The 19,785-nt window shown below is 62.4% G+C and carries 24 protein-coding genes; 12 read left to right on the forward strand and 12 right to left on the reverse strand.

Annotation, left to right across the window (positions count from 1 at the left end; translation table 11 throughout):
- Positions 1-12 precede the first annotated feature (12 nt).
- Entirely contained in the window at positions 13-1,356 is a 1,344-nt protein-coding gene (accC, locus tag NKI52_RS23950; protein ID WP_023674822.1) for an acetyl-CoA carboxylase biotin carboxylase subunit, read from the forward strand.
- A 15-nt stretch (positions 1,357-1,371) separates the two neighbouring features.
- A complete protein-coding gene (gene aat, locus NKI52_RS23955) occupies positions 1,372-1,989 on the forward strand; it encodes a leucyl/phenylalanyl-tRNA--protein transferase (protein WP_023674821.1) in 618 nt (205 codons plus the stop codon).
- 83 nt (positions 1,990-2,072) lie between these two features.
- Here aat and NKI52_RS23960 read toward each other — a convergent pair whose 3' ends face one another.
- From NKI52_RS23960 to NKI52_RS23970, 3 genes are all read right to left on the reverse strand, one after another.
- Positions 2,073-2,441, reverse strand: coding sequence for a hypothetical protein (locus tag NKI52_RS23960; RefSeq protein WP_352700008.1), 369 nt, complete (start codon positions 2,439-2,441; stop codon positions 2,073-2,075).
- 88 nt (positions 2,442-2,529) lie between these two features.
- A complete protein-coding gene (locus tag NKI52_RS23965) occupies positions 2,530-3,012 on the reverse strand; it encodes a DUF2155 domain-containing protein (RefSeq protein WP_023674819.1) in 483 nt (160 codons plus the stop codon).
- Between the two features lie 171 nt (positions 3,013-3,183).
- Positions 3,184-3,582: an NADH:ubiquinone oxidoreductase subunit NDUFA12 gene (locus NKI52_RS23970; RefSeq protein WP_352458848.1), complete on the reverse strand. Its 399-nt coding sequence runs from the start codon at positions 3,580-3,582 to the stop codon at positions 3,184-3,186.
- Between the two features lie 254 nt (positions 3,583-3,836).
- Here NKI52_RS23970 and NKI52_RS23975 point away from each other — a divergent pair, with 254 nt between their 5' ends.
- The 5 genes from NKI52_RS23975 (at position 3,837) to NKI52_RS23995 (ending at position 8,864) form a co-directional block, all read left to right on the forward strand.
- Complete coding sequence (locus NKI52_RS23975) at positions 3,837-5,009, forward strand: helix-turn-helix transcriptional regulator (protein WP_352699921.1); 1,173 nt, start codon at positions 3,837-3,839, stop codon at positions 5,007-5,009.
- A 209-nt stretch (positions 5,010-5,218) separates the two neighbouring features.
- On the forward strand, positions 5,219-6,619 hold the full coding sequence (locus NKI52_RS23980) for an ArnT family glycosyltransferase (protein WP_352699923.1): 1,401 nt from the start codon (positions 5,219-5,221) through the stop codon (positions 6,617-6,619).
- A 94-nt stretch (positions 6,620-6,713) separates the two neighbouring features.
- A complete protein-coding gene (locus tag NKI52_RS23985; RefSeq protein WP_352646745.1) occupies positions 6,714-7,013 on the forward strand; it encodes a hypothetical protein in 300 nt (99 codons plus the stop codon).
- 146 nt (positions 7,014-7,159) lie between these two features.
- On the forward strand, positions 7,160-8,371 hold the full coding sequence (locus NKI52_RS23990; protein WP_352699925.1) for a hypothetical protein: 1,212 nt from the start codon (positions 7,160-7,162) through the stop codon (positions 8,369-8,371).
- Between the two features lie 151 nt (positions 8,372-8,522).
- A complete protein-coding gene (locus NKI52_RS23995) occupies positions 8,523-8,864 on the forward strand; it encodes a hypothetical protein (protein ID WP_352699927.1) in 342 nt (113 codons plus the stop codon).
- A 16-nt stretch (positions 8,865-8,880) separates the two neighbouring features.
- On the opposite strand, the gene NKI52_RS24000 is transcribed toward NKI52_RS23995, so the two are convergent.
- From NKI52_RS24000 to NKI52_RS24015, 4 genes are all read right to left on the reverse strand, one after another.
- Positions 8,881-9,369: a GNAT family N-acetyltransferase gene (locus tag NKI52_RS24000; protein WP_352699929.1), complete on the reverse strand. Its 489-nt coding sequence runs from the start codon at positions 9,367-9,369 to the stop codon at positions 8,881-8,883.
- A 1-nt stretch (position 9,370) separates the two neighbouring features.
- A complete protein-coding gene (gene gatB, locus NKI52_RS24005; RefSeq protein WP_352699931.1) occupies positions 9,371-10,870 on the reverse strand; it encodes an Asp-tRNA(Asn)/Glu-tRNA(Gln) amidotransferase subunit GatB in 1,500 nt (499 codons plus the stop codon).
- A 189-nt stretch (positions 10,871-11,059) separates the two neighbouring features.
- A complete protein-coding gene (locus NKI52_RS24010; protein WP_352451102.1) occupies positions 11,060-11,491 on the reverse strand; it encodes a CBS domain-containing protein in 432 nt (143 codons plus the stop codon).
- Positions 11,492-11,591: 100 nt separating this feature from the next.
- Complete coding sequence (locus tag NKI52_RS24015; RefSeq protein WP_352699933.1) at positions 11,592-12,362, reverse strand: rhomboid family intramembrane serine protease; 771 nt, start codon at positions 12,360-12,362, stop codon at positions 11,592-11,594.
- Between the two features lie 393 nt (positions 12,363-12,755).
- On the opposite strand from NKI52_RS24015, the gene NKI52_RS24020 reads away from it, so the two are divergent.
- The 3 genes from NKI52_RS24020 to NKI52_RS24030 all read left to right on the forward strand — a co-directional run bounded on the left by NKI52_RS24020 (position 12,756) and on the right by NKI52_RS24030 (position 14,991).
- Positions 12,756-13,394, forward strand: a complete 639-nt coding sequence (locus NKI52_RS24020) for a PAS domain-containing protein (protein WP_352492545.1) — start codon at positions 12,756-12,758, stop codon at positions 13,392-13,394.
- A 117-nt stretch (positions 13,395-13,511) separates the two neighbouring features.
- A complete protein-coding gene (locus NKI52_RS24025) occupies positions 13,512-14,129 on the forward strand; it encodes a PilZ domain-containing protein (RefSeq protein ID WP_352570899.1) in 618 nt (205 codons plus the stop codon).
- A 262-nt stretch (positions 14,130-14,391) separates the two neighbouring features.
- Positions 14,392-14,991, forward strand: coding sequence for a transglutaminase-like cysteine peptidase (locus NKI52_RS24030; RefSeq protein WP_198023528.1), 600 nt, complete (start codon positions 14,392-14,394; stop codon positions 14,989-14,991).
- 219 nt (positions 14,992-15,210) lie between these two features.
- Here the strand turns inward: NKI52_RS24030 and NKI52_RS24035 are convergent, their stop codons facing one another.
- Together NKI52_RS24035 and NKI52_RS24040 are read right to left on the reverse strand one after the other, a co-directional pair.
- Positions 15,211-15,738: a gamma carbonic anhydrase family protein gene (locus NKI52_RS24035; protein ID WP_352570898.1), complete on the reverse strand. Its 528-nt coding sequence runs from the start codon at positions 15,736-15,738 to the stop codon at positions 15,211-15,213.
- 18 nt (positions 15,739-15,756) lie between these two features.
- Positions 15,757-16,101: a DUF6949 family protein gene (locus tag NKI52_RS24040; RefSeq protein WP_352570897.1), complete on the reverse strand. Its 345-nt coding sequence runs from the start codon at positions 16,099-16,101 to the stop codon at positions 15,757-15,759.
- Between the two features lie 118 nt (positions 16,102-16,219).
- Here NKI52_RS24040 and NKI52_RS24045 point away from each other — a divergent pair, with 118 nt between their 5' ends.
- On the forward strand, positions 16,220-16,951 hold the full coding sequence (locus tag NKI52_RS24045) for a hypothetical protein (RefSeq protein ID WP_352570896.1): 732 nt from the start codon (positions 16,220-16,222) through the stop codon (positions 16,949-16,951).
- 265 nt (positions 16,952-17,216) lie between these two features.
- On the opposite strand, the gene NKI52_RS24050 is transcribed toward NKI52_RS24045, so the two are convergent.
- The gene (locus tag NKI52_RS24050) at positions 17,217-17,420 is read right to left on the reverse strand and encodes a DUF3126 family protein (protein ID WP_023674799.1); all 204 of its coding nucleotides are present in this window, start codon (positions 17,418-17,420) and stop codon (positions 17,217-17,219) included.
- A gap of 333 nt (positions 17,421-17,753) precedes the next feature.
- Positions 17,754-18,602, reverse strand: coding sequence for a serine O-acetyltransferase (gene cysE, locus NKI52_RS24055; protein ID WP_023717455.1), 849 nt, complete (start codon positions 18,600-18,602; stop codon positions 17,754-17,756).
- A gap of 159 nt (positions 18,603-18,761) precedes the next feature.
- Between cysE and NKI52_RS24060 the strand changes: the two genes are divergently transcribed.
- Positions 18,762-19,376, forward strand: a complete 615-nt coding sequence (locus NKI52_RS24060) for an HD domain-containing protein (protein WP_352570894.1) — start codon at positions 18,762-18,764, stop codon at positions 19,374-19,376.
- A gap of 42 nt (positions 19,377-19,418) precedes the next feature.
- Here NKI52_RS24060 and NKI52_RS24065 read toward each other — a convergent pair whose 3' ends face one another.
- On the reverse strand, positions 19,419-19,760 hold the full coding sequence (locus tag NKI52_RS24065; protein ID WP_352501630.1) for a hypothetical protein: 342 nt from the start codon (positions 19,758-19,760) through the stop codon (positions 19,419-19,421).
- Between the last annotated feature and the right edge of the window lie 25 nt (positions 19,761-19,785).

The raw sequence follows: 19,785 nt of genomic DNA on the forward strand, positions 1-19,785 counted from the left end.
AACAGGCGAAAGATGTTCCAGAAAATCCTCATCGCCAATCGCGGCGAAATCGCCCTCAGGGTGCTGCGCGCCTGCAAGGAGCTCGGCATCCAGACGGTGGTGGTGCATTCGACCGCCGACGCCGACGCCATGCATGTGCGTCTCGCCGACGAGAGCGTCTGCATCGGCCCGCCGCCGTCGCGCGACAGCTATCTCAACATCCACCAGATCGTCGCCGCCTGCGAGATCACCGGCGCCGACGCGGTGCATCCCGGCTACGGTTTTCTGTCGGAGAACGCCAAGTTCGCCGACATCCTCGCCGCGCACAACATCACCTTCATCGGCCCGACCGGCGACCATATCCGCATCATGGGTGACAAGATCGAGGCCAAGCGTACCGCAAAACGCCTCGGCATTCCCGTGGTGCCCGGCTCCGACGGCGCGGTCACCGAGGACAAGGAAGCCAAGCGCATTGCCGCCGCGATCGGCTACCCCGTAATCATCAAGGCGTCGGCCGGCGGCGGCGGGCGCGGCATGAAAGTGGCGCGTAGCGAGGCCGATCTCGAGGTGGCGCTGCAGACGGCACGCTCGGAGGCGGGTGCGGCCTTCGGCGACGACGCAGTCTATATCGAGAAATATCTGCAGAAGCCGCGCCATATCGAAGTGCAGGTGTTCGGCGACGGCGCCGGGCGCGGCGTGCATTTCGGCGAGCGCGACTGCTCGCTGCAGCGCCGCCACCAGAAGGTCTGGGAAGAAGCGCCCTCGCCGGCGCTCAATGCCGAGGAGCGCGCGCATATTGGCGGCGTCTGCGCCAGGGCGATCGCCGATCTCGGCTATTCCGGCGCCGGCACCATCGAATTCCTCTATGAGGACGGCGAGTTCTATTTCATCGAGATGAACACGCGCCTGCAGGTCGAACATCCGGTGACCGAGGCGATTACCGGCATCGACCTCGTGCACGAGCAGATCCGCGTCGCCTCGGGCGGCGGACTTTCGGTGCGCCAGGAGGACATCCGCTTCCACGGCCATGCCATCGAATGCCGCATCAATGCCGAGGATCCGCGCACCTTCACCCCCTCGCCGGGCACCATCACCCATTTCCACACGCCGGGCGGCCTCGGCATCCGTGTCGATTCCGGCGTCTATTCCGGCTACAAGATCCCGCCCTACTACGACAGCCTGATCGGCAAGCTGATCGTGCATGGCCGCAACCGCGTCGAATGCATGATGCGGCTGCGGCGCGCGCTCGACGAATTCGTCGTCGACGGCATCAAGACGACGCTGCCACTGTTTCGCGACCTCGTTGGCAACGCCGACATCGCTAATGGCGACTACGATATCCACTGGCTGGAAAAATACCTGGCCGAAGGCGAGTGACACAGGGGCGAAGCGATGACCCGTCCCTACGCACCCGGTTATCGCATCCCGACCGACCTGTTGCTCAAAGCCTATGCCTCCGGCGTCTTCCCGATGGCCGAAAGCGCCAATGACCCCGAAGTATTCTGGGTGCGGCCGGAGACGCGCGGCATCATTCCGCTCGACGGGTTCCACATACCGAAAAGCCTGAGAAAGACGATCCGCAAGAACCTGTTCGAGTTCCGCATCGATTTCGACTTCGAGGCGACGATCGAGGCCTGCGCCGAAAGGCGCGAGGAACGTCGGTCGACCTGGATCAACGCGCCGATCCGCGAAGCCTATATCGAGCTGCATCGGATGGGCCATTGCCATTCGGTCGAGGCCTGGCACAACGACCGATTGGTCGGGGGGCTCTACGGCGTATCGCTCGGCCGCGTGTTCTTCGGCGAGAGCATGTTCGCCAGGGAGACCGACGCGTCAAAGGCCTGCCTGGTTCACCTCGTCGAACGCCTGAAGGCGCGTGGCTTTGCACTGCTCGATACGCAGTTCACCACCGAGCATCTCAAACGCTTCGGTGCAATCGACGTGCCGCGCGGCAAGTACGAGAAGATGCTGGCCGAGGCGCTGAAGGGCGAGGCCGTGTTTTTTCCATAACCTGGAATGGTTCATCGTTTCACAGAAACGCAATTCCGGACGGAAAGCCGTTCACACTTTCCTGGAATTGCTCTTGCGGCCGGTCAGCCTTTTTCTGCCGTCACCAGCGGCGTCTGTGCGTGGAACATCATCTTCCAGCCATTGACGCGGTGGACATAGCCGGTGCTGACCAGCGCCGCATAGGCTTCGCCATCTTGCCGCGTCGCACGCGCCTCGTAGGTCAGCATGACGATGTCGCTGCCCGGCTCGATGATGCCCTTGAGGTCGATGTCGAGATCGCGCCAGCGGTTCGGGTCCGTGGCAGTTGCGGCCAGATCGGTATTGCTCATCACCCGCGCCATCTGCGGGAAGGCCACCAGGCAGTCGGTATCGGCATTGGCCTTGAAATAGTCGGCACCGCCGCTCCAGAATCCCCTTTCGATGTCGAGAAGTTCGTTCTTGTTGGCCATCATCATGGCAACGTCCTCCGTAGAGAGGCACCAACGCTCGGGCAACGCGGCGGTTCCGCAGGGCGCGGTATCCGCCGCGCACTGACAGATTCTAGTTGGTTTTGGGGGCGGCGGGTGCCGGCACGTCGGACTTCTGCTTGCAGCCCTTCAGCCAGATATCATAGACGGCATGCTCGACGGCGTTGATCCCGGGGCTTTCGGCAAACATCCAGCCGGTGAAGATACGGCGTATCTTCCGATCGAGCGTGATCTCGTCGACCTCGACGAACGAATCCGTCTTCGGCTCTTCGTTTTCGGGCCGCGAATAGCAGATGCGCGGCGTCACCTGCAAAGCGCCGAACTGAACCGTCTCGTCGATGTAGACATCGAAGGTGATGATACGGCCGGTGATCTTGTCGATGCCGGCGAATTCAGCGACTGGATTGGTGATGCGCTCGGATACTGCGGGTGCTGCAGGCGCCACCGACGCGTCCGGCGCAGGCGGCGCCAATTCCTGCGCAGTAGCAAGCGCCACCATAGAAGCGAGAACGACCGCGGTTAATCCGCCCGTCAAAATTCGGCTGAACATGCTCATGCAAGGTCCGGTGGTTTGCGCCCGGGTGATTCTCTCAACGCCAAGGCTAGTTGCTGCTGTCGGATCAGCAAACAGCTAAACAGCAATTGTGGCGACAAAGGACCGCCCTCGTGGGGACCGCCCTCGTGGGGACCGCCCCCGTGGGGACCGCGCGCGTGTCGCGGCGATCGATCACGAACCAGGCGTCCAGGCGTCGTAGTCGCCCGTCACCTGCGGACGATGCTGGTTGGTCAGCACCGAGCCTTTCGGGCGATAGGCCGCGGGGCTGCCGGTGAGGTTCGGCACATGCGGCTTTTGCCAGTCGCGTGGCTTGTAGTCTTCGCTTGGCGGCGCAACGTCGACACGATGATGGATCCAGCCGTGCCAGCCGGGCGGGATCGCCGAGGCTTCCGAATAGTTGCGGTAGATGACCCAGCGACGGGTGCGGCCTTCCGAATCGACGCCGCCCTCATAGTAGACGTTGCCGACCTCGTCCTGCCCGACCTTCTTGCCGTGCCGCCAGGTGTGGAAGCGCGTTCCCAATGTCTGGCTATTCCACCAGGTGAAAAACTGCAGAAGGAAAGTTTTCATCCAAATCCTCGTGGCAAGTCCTTGAAGCAAGTCCTCGCGGCGGCTGCGGCGCCTGTTCCTGCTTATGGCGTCACGGCATTGCGAAGGCAAGCGTCTTGCCGCAACCGAGGAGCAAATGGGTGGCGGGAAGCGAAACGATCATGTCATTTTCGCGGCCGCCCGAAGCACATGAAATGGGTTGTTGGCAACCTTACGCAGCGTTATTCTAGGAGTTGAAGCTTCGTTGCCTCAAGGACGGCAAATGAGAGGGGCTCATGTCATCGCTGGCGGGCACGGCCGGTCGCGCGTTGCCGCAGGTCGTTGAGGCGATCTACGATTCGATTGCCGACGTCGACCGCTGGCAGGCGACACTCGAGGCCATCTGCAACCTGGCGGAAGGCCAGCTTGCCATGCTCGCCGTCATCGACACGATCAGCAGCTCCGCGCGGTTTTCGGTGTCTTGCGGCGATCCCGCAGTTCTTGAGCCGTTGAAGCATGACTACGGCTCGCAAGTGCCTTTCTATGCGGCGGTTCCCAAGATGGAGATCGACGTGCCGTTCACCGTCGATTCGATCTACGCCCTGCAAGGCCCGGATACGCGACAGAGATGGCTCGAAAGCCGCATCGTGCGCGAATGGGTGCAACCCAACCGCCTGGACGATTTCTTCTGGGTGGCGTTGATGAAGCGGCCGACCCGGATCGGCACGTTGATGGTGGTTACCGACAAGGACAGGCGCCAGATTTCCCGCGAGGATATCGAGCTTGTCTGCCTGTTGGCACCGCATGTGCGGCGCGCGGTGACCATCGGCGACCTGTTCGAGGCCGAGCGGCGCAAGGCCGAAATCTTCCGCTCCATCATCGAAAGCCTCGACCATCCGGTGCTGATCGTCGCAGAAGACATGACCATCATCTTCGCCAACCCGTCAGCCGAAGCGCTGCTCGCCGAAAACATCTCGGTCGCTTGCGTGCGCGGACAGCTTTCGTTCACCTATGCCAACGCCAACGCCGCGATCGGCCGTGCCGTCCAGCTCGGCACGCGCGACGAATTCGCGCTCGGACCTTGCGGCATCAACATTCCCCTGGCCAGGACGGTCGTTCCGGCGGTGGCCCATGTCATGCCGCTGGCGCGGCGTGAAATCTCGGCGCGCATCTCGCAACGCGCCGCCGCAGCGATCTTCATCGCCGCGGCCGGTTCGACACCGACCCCGGCGCTGGACGCCATTGCGGCGCTGTTCGGATTGACCGCGGCAGAAAGGCGCGTCGCCGGTCACGTTGCCGCCGGCCTGACGCGAAAGGAAATCGCCGCGGCCGGCGGCGTCTCGGACGGCACCGTCAAGTCGCAGCTGGCGACGATCTTCGACAAGACCGGTACAGGCGATCAGCGCGAGCTCGAACTGTTGATGCGCGAATTGTCGCCACCCTTGCGCTTACCCTTGCGCTCCAGGTGATTTTGCTCAGGTTCCCCGGAACCGGCAGCGGTCCAAAAGACTCGGCCGGCAAGTTTTTCAAGCCCTTGAGACCATCGTCCGCAAAATCTGCGAAACGAAACCGGCATCGTTGCAATTCGGCCAAAATCATGGTGCGGTCGTTCGCGGTCCAGAAACGCGGCACTATGCTCGGCTGGAATGAAAATGGTTTCTGGCGCGGATCTCGATCTTTGACACCGACATCTACCGAGCGGCTGCTCCCCTACCTCTTTCTGCTTGGGCTGATCGTAATCGCGGTCGCTTTCCGGCCACTGCTGCCCGTCGACGAAACGCGATATCTCAGCGTCACCTGGGAAATGTATCTGAGCGGACAGATCTTCGTCCCGACGATGAATTTCGCGCCCTATCTGCAGAAGCCGCCACTGCTGTTTTGGCTTGTCGACCTTGTCTGGAACATTCTCGGCGCCAGCCGGCCGGCGGCGATGCTGGTCATCTTCGCCGCCTCCTCGCTCGTCATCTGGCTGACGACGGCTTTGGCAAAGACCCTGTTTCCGGGCCGCGACGACATCGCGCGGCGCATCCCCTGGCTGGTCGCCGGAAGCAGCGTGTTCGTCATCTATTCGACGCTGATCCTGTTCGACCTGTTGCTGACGGTCTTTGTGCTCGCCGCGCTGTTGTCGTTGATTGCCTTTGCCCGCAGCGGCAACCGCTGGCAGGCCGTTCTGGCCGGGCTGTTCATCGGCATGGGCGTGCTGACGAAAGGCCCGGTGGTGCTGATCCATATCGGCGCGCCCATCCTGTTCTACCCGTTCTGGCGCGACGGGCGGGCGGGACTGACGACACCGAACTTCCTCGCTGGAGTGGGCCTGGCCCTGCTCGCCGCGCTAATTCCGGTGGCGATCTGGCTGGTGCCGGCGACCATCCTGACAAAAGGCAATTTCGTCTACGATCTCGTCTGGAACCAGTCGGCGGGGCGCGTCACCGGCAATTTGCGCAATTCGCATGGCCGGCCGTTCTATTTCTATCTGCTGCTGCTGCCCGTCATGTCCATACCGTGGATCTTCATACCCGAGGTGTGGCGGTTGAAGCTGAGCACGCGGATACGCAGCCTGATCGACGCGAAGTCGCCGGATCTGCGCGCCTTGCGCCTGCTGTCATTCTCGTTCGTTGCCGTGTTTCTCGTGTTCAGCGCGATATCCGGCAAGCAGCCTCATTATGTCGTGCCGATGTTGCCGTTCGTGGTCATCCTGTTCGGCTATTTCATGGCGGAGATCCCGCTCGCCAGGCTGAAGAGCTCGGCCATCGTCATGCTTGTCATTTTCGGCATCGGCCACGCGGTGGCATCGGCAACCGCGTTCAAACGCTATGATCTGACGCCGCTCGCCAACTTCATCGACGAGCGAAAGGATGCGGACTGGGCCGCAGCTTTCGACTATCAAGGCGAAGTCGGCTTCCTGGCCCGGTTGCAAAAGCCATTCGAAACCACCGACAAACCGGAAGAATGGCTTGGCTCGCATCCCAGCGGCTATGTCATCGACAAGGTTTCCAAGGATCCCGGCACTGCAGGGCAAATCGCGTTCCGGCTTCGCGTCGAACGCGGCTATCTCGTCGTGCTGAAGGGACAGCATTGACGATCGTCACCGGTATGCGAGTTCGTCCCCCGCGCGGGAGATGAAGGCGTTGCTGCTTCGTGGTTCCATCGCTCGATAGAACCGGGAGGTATTCATGCGCAAGCTCATCTCGACGACGCTTTTTGCCTTATCGCTCGCTGTGGCCGGCCTTGCCGCCGATCCGGCATGGAGCTTCAAATGTCAGTCCGGAACGATTGGGCAAGGCAGTTGCTCCTGCTCCGGGACCGCCGACTGCACCGATATGCGGCATTCCAAAATGTGCAAGGGCGACCTGAACTGCGGTTCGGGCAAATGCTCCTGCACGGCCGCATTGGTAGTCGACCCCGGCCCGAAAACCCCCAAGCCCAAGGTCGTCGCGCCGAAGGCGACAACCAAAGGCGTCGTGAAGCAGTAGATATCCAATCCGAAAGGACGGCGGCTCGACGTCGCTGGGCCGGCCCGATGTTTCGCGGTTCATCCCCCGTGCGGGCGATGAACCGCCATCGAACACATGCTGCTGTCTAGCCGGAGGGTGGTTTCCAACGACAGAGCGAGGATACCATGTTGAAAACCTGCACGATGCTGTTCTTCTGCCTGATGGCGGCCACCGCGGCCGCCCAGCCGCCGCCTTCGGGGCCGCCGGTTCCCAGTGCGGCACTTGCCCCATGCAACGCCACACAATCGAACAGGCCCTGCAAAGCCGAACTCGGCGTGTTCCTGATCACCAACACCGTCCGCAACCTGGCGCAAGCCAAGGTCGACGCCACCAACGCACAGCTGGCCGCCCAGGGACGATCGTCACGCGCATCGATCGAATCGCTGAAGCAATGGCGGCCGTCGCGCTTTGCGACGCAGATGCTGAACCAGCCAAACAGCTGGTTTGTCAAAGTTCCTTACATCCTGACCATCAAAGTCTCGATCCCGGTGACCTCCGACCGCCACATCGGCATTCCCATAGACGTCAACGTCTTCTGCAGCGGCTGGCAGACCGATTCCAGCCAGGTCATCATCCGCTCGCAACCCGGCCCGGCGAGCTTCGAGGGCGGCAACATCCTCGAAGACGTTTTCAACGTCGGCAATTACATCGACGCTCAGGTACGGAGCTCGTTTTCGGCACCTCTGCCGGTGACGACGCCGGTTCCAAATTCGAAATGCTCGGCAATAGACGGCTCCGATGCCGGCACGCAGGCCACCGGCGATGATCTCATCTTCTGGACGGTGCCGCGGCGCAACCTGGTGGTGACGGACGCCATAGCCAAGCCGACGGTTGAAGTGACCTTCGACAGCCTCACACGCCTGCCAGCCCGCGACTTCCACAACAATGTCGTCTATGCGGAATCCGAGGCCATAAATCTCAACGTCTACGCCAATGAGGACGGCCGTCAGAAGGCGCTGACGATGCGCGAAGGCGACGTGGCTGCGCTGAACCTTCCCGCACTCAGGCTCGACGCGCGAAAATACGATTCGCTGGTCGTCATCGGCAATGTCGACCAGCCGCCGAACGATCCCAGAGACAGCGCCTTCGCGGTAGCGGCCAAGACTGCGGGATTCGGTGCCGGTTCCAAGATCATGCAGATCCCGAAGTGGTATTCGAGGCCGCCGGACCAGTTCAATCACAAGCCTACATGGATCAGAGTTCCGGGCTATGAGCTGCACTATACGGTGCGCTATCTCAACAGCGGCGGGCTGGCCGTCGATGGTGGAACCAGTACGGTCCGGCCTCCAAAAGTCGCCGTTCCGATAAAGACGCTCATCAAGCCGAAAACGCCCTGACGCGGCCGCTCGCGGATGACGGCGGCGGTTCAGACCGCTGCCGCCTTCCCCCGCGCGGCAGATGCGGCAGCGCCGGCATCATGGCCTGATCTTGCCGGAACAAACGCGCCGCTGCGCCAAGAGCGAGCGGCGCCATCGATGGAGACAAACGATGCTGCACCTTCCTCACGCCATGCCCGCCGTCCGGATCATTGCGGCAATCTCGCTGCTTGCCTTCCCGAACTTCCTGCCGCCGGTCACGAGCCCGGCGAACGCGCTGCCGGTCAGCCAATCCTGCCGGATCACCACCTATTACAAGACTGCGGCAAAGGCGACGGAGGTTGGCGTGCGCTCGACGTGCCAGGGCGTCAAAAAATGGGGTGTCACCTCGAAATATTACGAGGTGGAAAAAATCGAAGCCGCCACGCCCCCGCACACGTCGGGTGGAGGCGGCAGCCTGCCGTGCGAGTTTCTCGCTGCCGGCTGCTCCAACCTGCCTGAGAAACGCAACTGAGCGTCAGGCGAACGAGCTATCCGAGTTGCTTCTCCAAAACCAGCGCCGGCAAGCCCGAGGCGCCGCCGCAATCGGCCGTGTTGCCGGCGGGCAAGAACCCCCTCGCGCGGTAGAAGGCGACAGCCGGAGCATTTGCTTCCTCGACCTCGACACGCAGCGTCCTGGCCTCCGGAAAGCTGGCCTCGATCTCGTCCAGCAGCGCCTGGCCGATGCCTTGCCTCTGCCAGGCCGGATGCACGTAAAGCTGGTTCAGCATGACGATCCTGGCATCCGTGGTGGCGGCCGCGAAAGCCATGCCGCCGATGGTTTTGCCGTCGTCGGCGACCAGGAACTCCGAGTTCGGCCGCGTCAGCCGTGCCTTGAGCGCGGCGATTGAATGCCATTCATCGGTGATTTCGGTAACCCGCGGCCCGCCGTAGATGGCGTCATAGGTGGCATGCCACGTCTCGACCAGCAATGCGCGCACCGCCGCCAGATCGCGCTCGCCGGCGGTGCGGACAAACATCCTACTCGATCCCGAGCTTGGCCTTGACCAGCTCGTTGACCGCCTGCGGATTGGCCTTGCCGCCGGTCGCCTTCATCACCTGGCCGACGAACCAGCCGGCCATGGTCGGCTTGGCGCGCGCCTGCTCGACCTTGTCCGGGTTGGCCGCGATCACCTCGTCGACCGCCTTTTCGATGGCGCCGGTATCGGTGACCTGCTTCATGCCGCGGCTTTCGACCAGCTGACGCGGATCGCCGCCCTCGTTCCAGACGATCTCGAATAGATCCTTGGCGATCTTGCCGGAGATGGTGCCTTCCTTGATCAGGTCGATGACCGCGCCAAGCTGGTCGGGTGAAACAGGAGCGTTTTCAATGTCCTTGCCGGCTCTGTTCAACGCACCCAGCAAATCGTTGATGACCCAGTTGGCGGCAAGCTTGCCATCGCGCCCGGCCGCCACCTTCTCGAAATAGTCGGCGACCGCCTTTTCCGATACCAGGATCGAGGCGTCGTAGGTCGACAGGCCGAGCGAGGTGATCAGCCGCGCCTTTTTGGCGTCGGGAAGTTCCGGCAGGTCCTTTGCCAACTCGTCGACATAGGCCTGGTCGAATTCCAGCGGCAGAAGGTCGGGATCGGGGAAATAGCGGTAGTCGTGCGCTTCTTCCTTGGAACGCATCGAGCGCGTTTCGCCCTTGTTGGGGTCGAACAGCCGCGTTTCCTGGTCGATCTTGCCGCCGTCCTCGAGGATGGCGATCTGGCGGCGCGCCTCGTAGTCGATGGCCTGGCCGATGAAACGGATGGAGTTGACGTTCTTGATCTCGCAGCGCGTGCCGAATTCACCGCCGGGCCGGCGTACCGAGACGTTGACGTCGGCGCGCAGCGAGCCTTCGTCCATATTGCCGTCGCACGTGCCGAGGTAGCGCACGATGGTGCGCAGCTTGGTGACATAGGCCTTGGCTTCATCGGCGGAGCGCATATCCGGCTTCGAAACGATCTCCATCAGCGCCACACCGGAGCGGTTGAGATCGACATAGGACATCGTCGCATGCTGGTCGTGCATCGACTTGCCGGCGTCCTGCTCCAGGTGCAGGCGCTCGATGCCGACCTCGATGTCCTCGAATTCGCCCTGCCGGTCCGGGCCGACCGAGACGATCACCTTCCCCTCGCCGACGATCGGCTGCTTGAACTGCGAGATCTGGTAGCCCTGCGGCAGGTCGGGATAGAAATAGTTTTTCCTGTCGAAGACCGATTTGTGGTTGATCTCGGCCTTCAGGCCCAGCCCGGTGCGGATCGTCTGCTTGACGCATTCCTCGTTGATGACCGGCAGCATGCCGGGCATCGCCGCGTCGACCAGGCTGACATTGGCGTTGGGCGCGGCGCCGAAAATGGTCGAGGCGCCGGAAAACAGCTTTGCCTGCGAGGTCACCTGCGCGTGGACCTCGAGGCCGATGATGATCTCCCAGTCGCCGGTGGCGCCGGGAACCAGGCGCTTGGCGTCGGGCGTGCGGGTATCGATGATGCTCATAAGGGCCTGCATATTGAAATTGCGGATATGCGAGAACGCATATTTTGATGTGCAACTTCGCTAGTGCAAACCGCCAAAAGAGACAAGCGCAAAGCCGCACGCGCCGACGCGGCACAGGCCCGCACCTGCCGCGACGAACTGCGATAGCAGCTTGAAAAATCGAACTGCCGGCAACCCGGCCGCCGTCACCTATGCCGTGGCGATATAGGCCCTGATCTCCTCGGCCTCGCGCTCGACATCCTCGATGCGGCGCTTGACCACGTCGCCGATCGACACGATGCCGTCGAGCAGCCCGTTCTTCTCCACCGGCAGATGGCGGAAGCGGCCCTTGGTCATGATCTCCATGACCTCGTTGACGGTGTGGTTCTCATTGCAGATCTTCACCTTGGGCGTCATCGCCGAGCGGATGGCAAGGTCGAGCGCCGCCGCCCCCTCCTTGGCGAGAACCCGCACCACATCGCGCTCGGAAAGAATGCCGACGATCTTGTGATCGCCGTTGGTGATGACCAGCGCGCCGATCCTGTGTTCGGAAAGCATGCGGATGGCTTCGCTGAGCTTTTCGTTCGGCCCGAGCGTCACCACGCCGTGGCCTTTTGCCTCGAGAATTGCCTTAACAGTCATGGCGTCCTCCTCTGCATTTCCTGCCGGCTCCTGCCCTGGCCGGCTTTCCCTGGGATGAACATGGTGCGCCGCGATCGGTTGCATTTCAAGTGCGGCGGTCTCAGGTCTCCGGCTCGTCCGCCTGCCGGGGCACCTGCTCTCGCCGATCAAAAAACCGCAGGCCGAAGAAGCCGGCAAGAAAGCCACCAATATGGGCTTCCCAGGCGATCTGGCCGTCAATGCCAGGCGCCAGGCCGAAGAGGCCGGTCGCGAGGTTGATCACCATCCACATGGCGAGAAAGGTGACGACGCCGCGCGAGCGCAGCACCGCCGCCATCGGCAAAGGCTGGCCGGCGAAGGCGGCCTTGCCCGACGAGCGGTCGATGCGGAAGCCGTAGCGTGCCGCCGCACCCATCATGCCAGAAATCGCGCCGGAGGCGCCGACCAGCGGCGCCTCCCCAAGCGGATGCATGGCCCAGAACAGCGCCACCGCCGCCAGTCCGGTCGCGGCGAAGAACAGGCTGAAGCGCAGCGCGCCGAAGCGGTTGGCCAGCGGTGAGCCGAAGGCCGCAAGCCACACCATGTTGATGGCAAGATGGGCAAGGCCGCCATGCAGGAAGGCATATGTAAAGGGCCGAGAAAACAGGAACCAGTCGAAGCCGTATTGGCCAGTGTAGAGAACAGGAATGAAGGCCCCGTCGTACAATAGTGTCAGCTGCTGGTCTTGGCTAAGCACATACTGCTGCATCAGAAAGACGACGACGCAGATGGCGATCACCGCCAGCACCACGGGCGGCAGGTTGAACACCGGCTCGCGGCGCTGCTCCGGTTCGCGGGTGACAGGCCCACCCTGGCCCTGCTCGATCTCCGGTGGGCTTTCTGGGTCGCTCATATGGCTTGCACTCAGTCGCTGGATTGGACTTCGCGAGCATGTAGATCACGGCCAACCGAATCACAAACGGCGAATCAGCAGCCCCGAATCAAAAAAAGAAGCCGTCCAAGGTTTCCCTTGAACGGCTGGTCGAGCCCCCTTGCTCCCCCTGAACTCTTGACTGAAGTGCTGCCGATCGTCGCAAAACGACCGCTTCTGGAGTGGTTTTGGTGTGCCACAGGGCTGGCAGGCGCGCAACGTAAACCAGTTGTTAACCTTAACCGCCCCGACCCGTGAACAAGTATTAACGATGCTGGCACGCATCCTGCTCCGCAACGCATGTAGGTCTTCGGAGGGCGCCCTTCTGTTCACCGATGGGACATCAGAAGACAGAATGCGCGGAGCAGCATTAGCATGAACCAGACCGGATCGATCACGCTGTTCCATTATTGGAACCGGTTGCGTGACGGACGCCCTGCCCCGAAACGCTCGGAAGTCGAACCGGCCGATATCAAGTCGCTGCTGGCCGACACGTTCATCCTGGAAAAGGACACGCGCGGCGAAGCGGTGTTCCGGCTGGCCGGCACCAGGCTCTGCGCGGTCTATGGCCGCGAACTCAAGGGGTTTTCATTCCCTTCACTGTGGCGCGAGAAGGACCAGCGACTGATTTCGAAGCTGACCGATGGCGTCTTCGACCTGAAATCGGTGATGCTCATCACCTATGAGGGTTTCAGCCGCAACGGCCGGTCCAACAGGTTCGAGCTGCTCGCGCTGCCGCTCGACGGCGGTGTCGAGAGCCCGCGCTGCCTCGGCGTGATAAGCGCCGTCGAAAAACCCTTCTGGCTGGGTGCCGACCCGGTTCTCGACGCCTTGATCGATTCGATCCGTGTCGTCGATCCCGACAAGGAGCCGATGTTCCTGAAGAACCGGCCGGCGATAGAGGTTCCCTCGCTCGCCCCATCGGAATTCGACCCGCCCGAGACGATTTCGGCGCTCGGCCAGGCTCGCCGCATCCGTCACCTGGTCGTCTTCGACGGCGGACGCGAGGAATGATGCCCAAAGCTTAAAGCAACAGCGCCGGGCTTTCCCCTTTGTTAACCTGCTTTGTTGTAGTTTTCCGCTGAAATTCCCCGCATCCATGCGCGGAATGCCGAACGGGGTATGGCAGTGATGAGGTCAGCGGCGGTCGACCATGCGCCGTCCCAAGCTGAAAGGCGTAACTTTCAGCGCGTCCGCGTGAAAATTTACGGACGCTTCATGCTGGAAGACCGCACCGAACATCCCTGCCAGGTGGTCGACATGTCGCCCGGCAACGTTGCGCTGCGCACCGAGCGCGCCGGCCTGGCTGGCGAAAAGGTCATTGCCTACATCGATCACATCGGCCGCATCGAAGGCGTCATCACCCGCACACTGCAGGATGGCTTTGCGATGACCGTCATCGCGTCGGAGCGCAAGAGGGACAAGCTCGCCGCGCAACTGACCTGGCTTGCCAACAAGCACGAGCTCGACCTGCCGGAAGACCGCCGCCATGAACGCGTCGCACCGCGCAACCCGACGAGCGTGCTGCAGCTTGCCGACGGACGCCAGTACCAGTGCCGCATCATCGACCTGTCGCTGTCGGGCGCGGCGATCGAGATCGACGTCAAGCCGGCCATCGGCGTCCAGGTGACGCTGGGCACCATGCGCGGCCAGATAGTGCGGCATTTCGAAGATGGCCTCGCCATCGAGTTCGCCGTCATCCAGCGGCCGGAAACGCTCGATACCGAATTCAGCTCATCGCGCGGCTGACGCGGAAGCGTTAGCACTATCGGGAAGAGAGGCTGGCGATCCTTCGCGCCCCCCTCTGTCCCGCCATCCTGGCTGTTCGAACGGTGCGACGAAGCATGGGAACATGCCCGGCTGGAATCCTTAAACAATTCTATATTCAATTGCGTCAAATTTTATGTTTATTCTATTGGCGTTTTACTTAATGTCTACTTCGCACTTTTGCGTCAAATAAATCCAGTCGTGTCATTGTCTCCTCAAACGGGGAGACTGAATAATGAACAGGATGAGGGGCAAGCTGTTGCTGGCGGCAATAGCGATGCAGCTTTTCGGTTGGGGGACTGTAAACGCGGCGGAGCCGGCCTTCATGCACACCGGCGGCCGCACCACGCAGCCGGTCGGACACTACGAATTGTGCCAGCAGCTTCCGCAGGAATGCAATCAGAGGACGCCTGGCCGGGCACCCGTCGAGCTGACCCGCAAGCTGTGGGCAACGATCGTCAAGGTCAACAATTCGGTCAACAGCAGGGTCGCGCCGCGCACCGACATGGAAATGTGGGGCAAGGAGGAAGTCTGGTCCTTTCCCAATAGCGGCTTCGGCGACTGCGAGGACTATGCGCTGGAAAAGCGCCGCGAGCTGATGAGCATCGGCGTGCCGGCCGGCGATCTGCTGATGACGGTGGTGCGCCAGCGCAATGGCGACGGCCATGCGGTGCTGACCGTGCGCACCAGCCTTGGCGAGTTCATCCTCGACAATCTCCAGCCCAAGGTGCTGTCCTGGACCAATACCGGCTACACCTACCTGAAGCGCCAGTCCGAGCGGAATTCCGGCGCCTGGGTGACGATCAACGACGGCCGCTCCGACGCGGTCGCCAGCGTCCGCTGAGGACGCCAAGGCATGTCGCCCAAAAGCGCGTAGCGGTTTTGGGATAACGACATGCATAAAGCAGAGGTTAAGTGCGTCGCATGACTTCGCGCTTTAGGAGAAACCCGGTCGAGTCCCCACCCTCCCCGTCCCCAACGACCGGGTTTAAGGAGCCGGCCCCGTCCCCGGGCCGGCTCCACCATTTCCGGGCTTGCGATAGGCGGCCTTCACTGACTGGCGCTACACTTTCCTCAGCCCCGCCCTGAACCTCTTCCCGTTGGCCACATAATGCGCGGCCGAGGCGCGCAGCCTGGCGACTGCGGCCTCGTCGAGCATCCTGACGACGCGCGCGGGCGAGCCGACGATCAGCGAATTGTCGGGAAATTGCTTGCCTTCGGTGACCAGCGCACCGGCGCCGACCAGCGAGTTGTTGCCGATCTTCGCGCCGTTCAGCACGATGGCGCCCATGCCGATCAGGCTGTTGTCGCCGATCGTGCAGCCATGCAGCAAGGCGCGATGGCCGATCGTGCAGCGTTGGCCGACGGTCAGCGGAAAGCCGGCGTCGGTGTGCATGATTGTGTGCTCCTGCACATTTGTGTCGGCGCCGATGACGATCGGCTCATCGTCGCCGCGGACGACGACGCCGAACCAGAAGCCGGCATTGCGGCCAATGCTGATATTGCCGATCAGGGTGGCATCGGGCGCGATCCAGTTGCTGTCGGCGTCCTCGAAGGCGGGCGCTTTTCCGTCAATCGCGTAGATCGGCATTGCTGTCTCCAGATCGTCTCACACCGACAAGCTGCCAGACCCTAGAAGCGAAGCCGCCCAGGACGCAATGGCGATCACCACCATGCCCAGCGCCAGCGCCCAGATGGTCGCCGTACAGCCGCAGGAGATCAGCCCCAGCACCGAGATGCGACGCTCGCGCCAGGCGTCCAGCGCCTCGTTGGCGAACATCAGCGGCCCGGCGCAAGCCGTCGTGGCGAGCGAGCGCAGCATGTGCTTCGACGATACATAGGGCTGGACGAAGGCAAGCCTACGGCCGGCGATCAGCTCCATCACCGATCCGGTCAGGCCGCAAGCCGTCAGCCCAGCCATAAAACTGAATATGATTTGTTCGACCGGGCCCATCTTTACCCTCCGTTTACCATGAAATCGCACAGTCGCCCGCAAAGCTGCGAAGCAAGAGCCGTGCGCGCCGAGATGTGCCGTTCAGGTACACCCGATGGGACGGCAAATGAGGATCGCGATGAAGCAGGCAGCCGCCACAGAGGGCCCGCAACTCAGCGTCGTCGATTCGACGCTGATGAAGCGAGTGTTTTATGCGTTCGCGACGCTGGCGCTGCTTTCGGTGGCGATCAGCCTTGGCGGCAAATGGTTCGGCCGCTCGATTGCCATGGCCGGGTACACCGACGACACCACGGTCCACAAGGTCGTCATCGGCAACAACGTCATCGCCGTGCCGGCCAATGTCATCCGCTTTGCCCAGGCCCGGCGCGACGGCATCGCCTCGCGACTCGACCTCTATCTGCGCTATCCCGAGATGGACGGCTACAGCGAGGCTGCCCGCAACGACTTCAACCACACCGGACCCAGCAAGGACATCGTCTTCCTGTCGTTCGAGCCGCAGATGATGTCGCGCGACATGAGCGGCCGCTTCGCGCCGATCTACAGCGCGCTGATCGCCAAGCCGGGTACGCCCGGCCCTGGCGGCACCACGCTTTACGCCTTCAGCGAAAAATCAGGCTATCTGAACGAAGTGCTGGCGGTCGCCGATCGCCCCGGCAAGGATCCGTTCGTCGCACGCTGCCTGAGCGGCCCGAGCTCGGACGAATCGCTGGCGCCCTGCGAACGCGACATCCTGGTCGGCGACAATCTCAGCCTTACCTACCGCTTCCCCCGGGAATTCCTGGGCGACTGGCAGGGGCTCGACGCGGCGATTTCGGGCGAGGCGGCACGTGTGCTGAAGACCGGGCGGTAAGCAACGAAACGAGCCGTTCCGTAGCGATCCTTCGCGCCCCTCTCTGTCCTACCGGACATCTCCCCCACGAGGGGGGAGATCGGCCGTCATCTTGGCTTTCGCCAGTCTCCAATGTTGCAGGAAGAGTGCAGCGCCGAGGCTGCCAATCTCCCCCCAGGTGGGGGAGATGGGCGGCAGGCCAGAGGAGGGCGCTGTTCCGCCGGCGTCCTGCAAGGTTCCGTACCGCCGCAGCGCTTGAGGCGTAGCGGCCAGCTAAACTCCCAACTCAGGCCAGATCGATGTCGAGGATCGCCATCGAGAAATTATAATCGCCGTCGTCCTCGTCCTTGAAGACGATGCCGAGGAACTCGTCGCCGACATAGACCTCGGCCGAATCTTCCTTGCGCGGCCGCGCCTTCACTTCGAGTTTGGGGTTCTGGAAGGTGCGCTTGAAATAGGCGTCCAGCTTTCTGATTTCGTCCGGCTTCAACAGTCTTCTCCGATCGTCGGCTTCTTCGTTTGAGCGCGCTTCTGGCACGTCGACAATGGCCATGTAAAGGCAAGCCGGCGAGAGAACACGGGCAATCGCCTCAGGTTTGCGCTGCCCCTCATCGCCCTGCCGGGCACTTCTCCCCGTATAGTGACGGGGAGAAGGCCGCCTTCGCAAAAAATTTCGCCAATCTCCAGCGTTACAGAAACAGTGCCGAGGCCGCAGTCAGCCCCTTCTCCCCGTCACTATACGGGGAGAAGATGCCGGCAGGCAGATGAGGGGCAGCGCCGACATTGATAGTTGGTCCGACGCGACAAGCCCCTGCCCGAGCACTCAGATGTCGAAGCTGACGACGTGGTCCATCGTCTGCGATGGCAACAGCTGGTCCATCTGCCGCGAAGGCTGGTCGCAGCCGGTCTCGCCGACGACGCGGGCCGGCACGCCGGCAACCGTCTTGTTGTGCGGTACCGGCGACAGCACCACCGAGCCGGCCGCGATCTTCGAGCAATGGCCGATCTCGATGTTGCCGAGGATCTTGGCGCCGGCGCCGATCAGCACGCCGTAGCGGATCTTGGGATGGCGGTCGCCGCCGGCCTTGCCGGTGCCGCCCAGCGTCACGCCGTGCAGGATCGACACGTCGTCCTCGATCACCGCCGTCTGGCCGACGACGAGGCCGGTGGCGTGGTCGAGGAAGATGCCCTTGCCGATGCGGGCAGCCGGATTGATGTCGGTCTGGAACACCGAGGACGACCGGCTCTGCAGATACAGCGCGAAGTCCTGGCGGCCCTGGTTCCACAGCCAATGCGCCAGCCGGTGCGTCTGGATGGCGTGAAAACCCTTGAAGTAGAGCACCGGCATGATGAAGCGGTCGCATGCCGGATCACGGTCGTAATAGGCCTGGATATCGACGCGCACCGTCGTCGACCAGTCCTTGTCGTCGGCCGCCATCGCCTTGAACGTCTGGCGGATGAGGTCGGAGCCGATGTCCTGATGGGCGAGGCGCTCGGCCAGCCGGTGAATGACCGCTTCTTCCAGGTTTTCCTGATTGAGGATGGTCGAATAGAGGAACGCCGCCAGCAGCGGATCGCGGTTGACCGCTTCCATCGCTTCGTCGCGGATCGAACGCCAGATCGGATCTACCGGCTGCACCCTGGTGGGACGGGAAATCGTAACGCTGTTCATCTGATGTCTCCGGCCATCCAATGTCTCGGCCATCCAATGTCTCGGTTGGCGGCTTGCCTATTCTCCGGCCGCACCTATAAGCCAGATCATAGCACGGGTGAACTCAATTTTCCTTAGTGCTTCGTGAAATGGATTTGGTTGGCGGAATTTCAAGCAGCCATGGAAAACGCAACCTTGATGGACGAGACCCTGAAGCGCGAGCTTTCCGCGCTCTATGAGGCCGAAGATCGCCACTACCACGACCTTGGCCACATCGAGGCGACGCTGGCGCTGGCCAATGATTACAAGGCGTTGTTGCATGATCCTGAAGCAGTCGAGGCAGCGATCTGGTTCCACGACGCGATCTACGACAGCCGCGCCAAGGACAATGAGGCGAGGAGTGCCGCACTTGCCGAGGAAAAGCTCGCCGGCCGCGCCGATGCACAACGCATCGGTCGCATCGCGGCGATGATCACTGCCACTGCCGGCCACGAATTGCCGCCCCTTGGCGACCAGCATTCGGTTCGTGACGCGGCGCTGTTCCTCGACATGGACCTGGCGATCCTGGGTGCTGCGCCCGACGTGTTCGACGCTTATGAACAGGCGGTCCGCCGCGAATATAAGTGGGTCGATGAGCCGATGTGGCGGGCCGGCCGTGCCGCAGTCCTGAATGGCTTCCTCGCCCGCCCGCATGTCTTCCACAGCAAGGAGTTCCGCCGGCGCTTCGAAACCCAGGCCCGGCATAACATGGCGCGCTCGCTCAGGGCGCTGGGGCACAGCCCGCGCCGATCGTAGCCCGACGCGTCGGCCACTTGCGTCCGGAAGATTTGCCCGAAATCACGTAAACGCGCCTATGGTCGATGCCATGGCCCACAGCATAAACACCCCGGCGGCAAGCGACGCGCCGTTGACCACGATGCCAGCCAGGCCGAGCAAACGATTGTCGTTTGGACGACCCAGCGCCATCAGCCCGAAGACCGCGCCGGTAAGATGCGCCAATGGCCCGACCAGGAAAAATACCGCCATGAAGAAGCCTGTCACACTGTGCTGGATAAGCACGGACGCGTCGCTCGGCATTGCCATCAACGCGGTGATCGCCATCGCGCCTGCCACCAATGCAGCCAGCGCTAGAACAACGGACCATTCGCCGAACCTGCTTTTCGCAACGACGCCCAGCAAAGCGGCGTCGCTTCTTCCCCATTGT

This window comes from Mesorhizobium sp. M0590 (genome assembly GCF_040320905.1).
GTDB lineage: Bacteria > Pseudomonadota > Alphaproteobacteria > Rhizobiales > Rhizobiaceae > Mesorhizobium.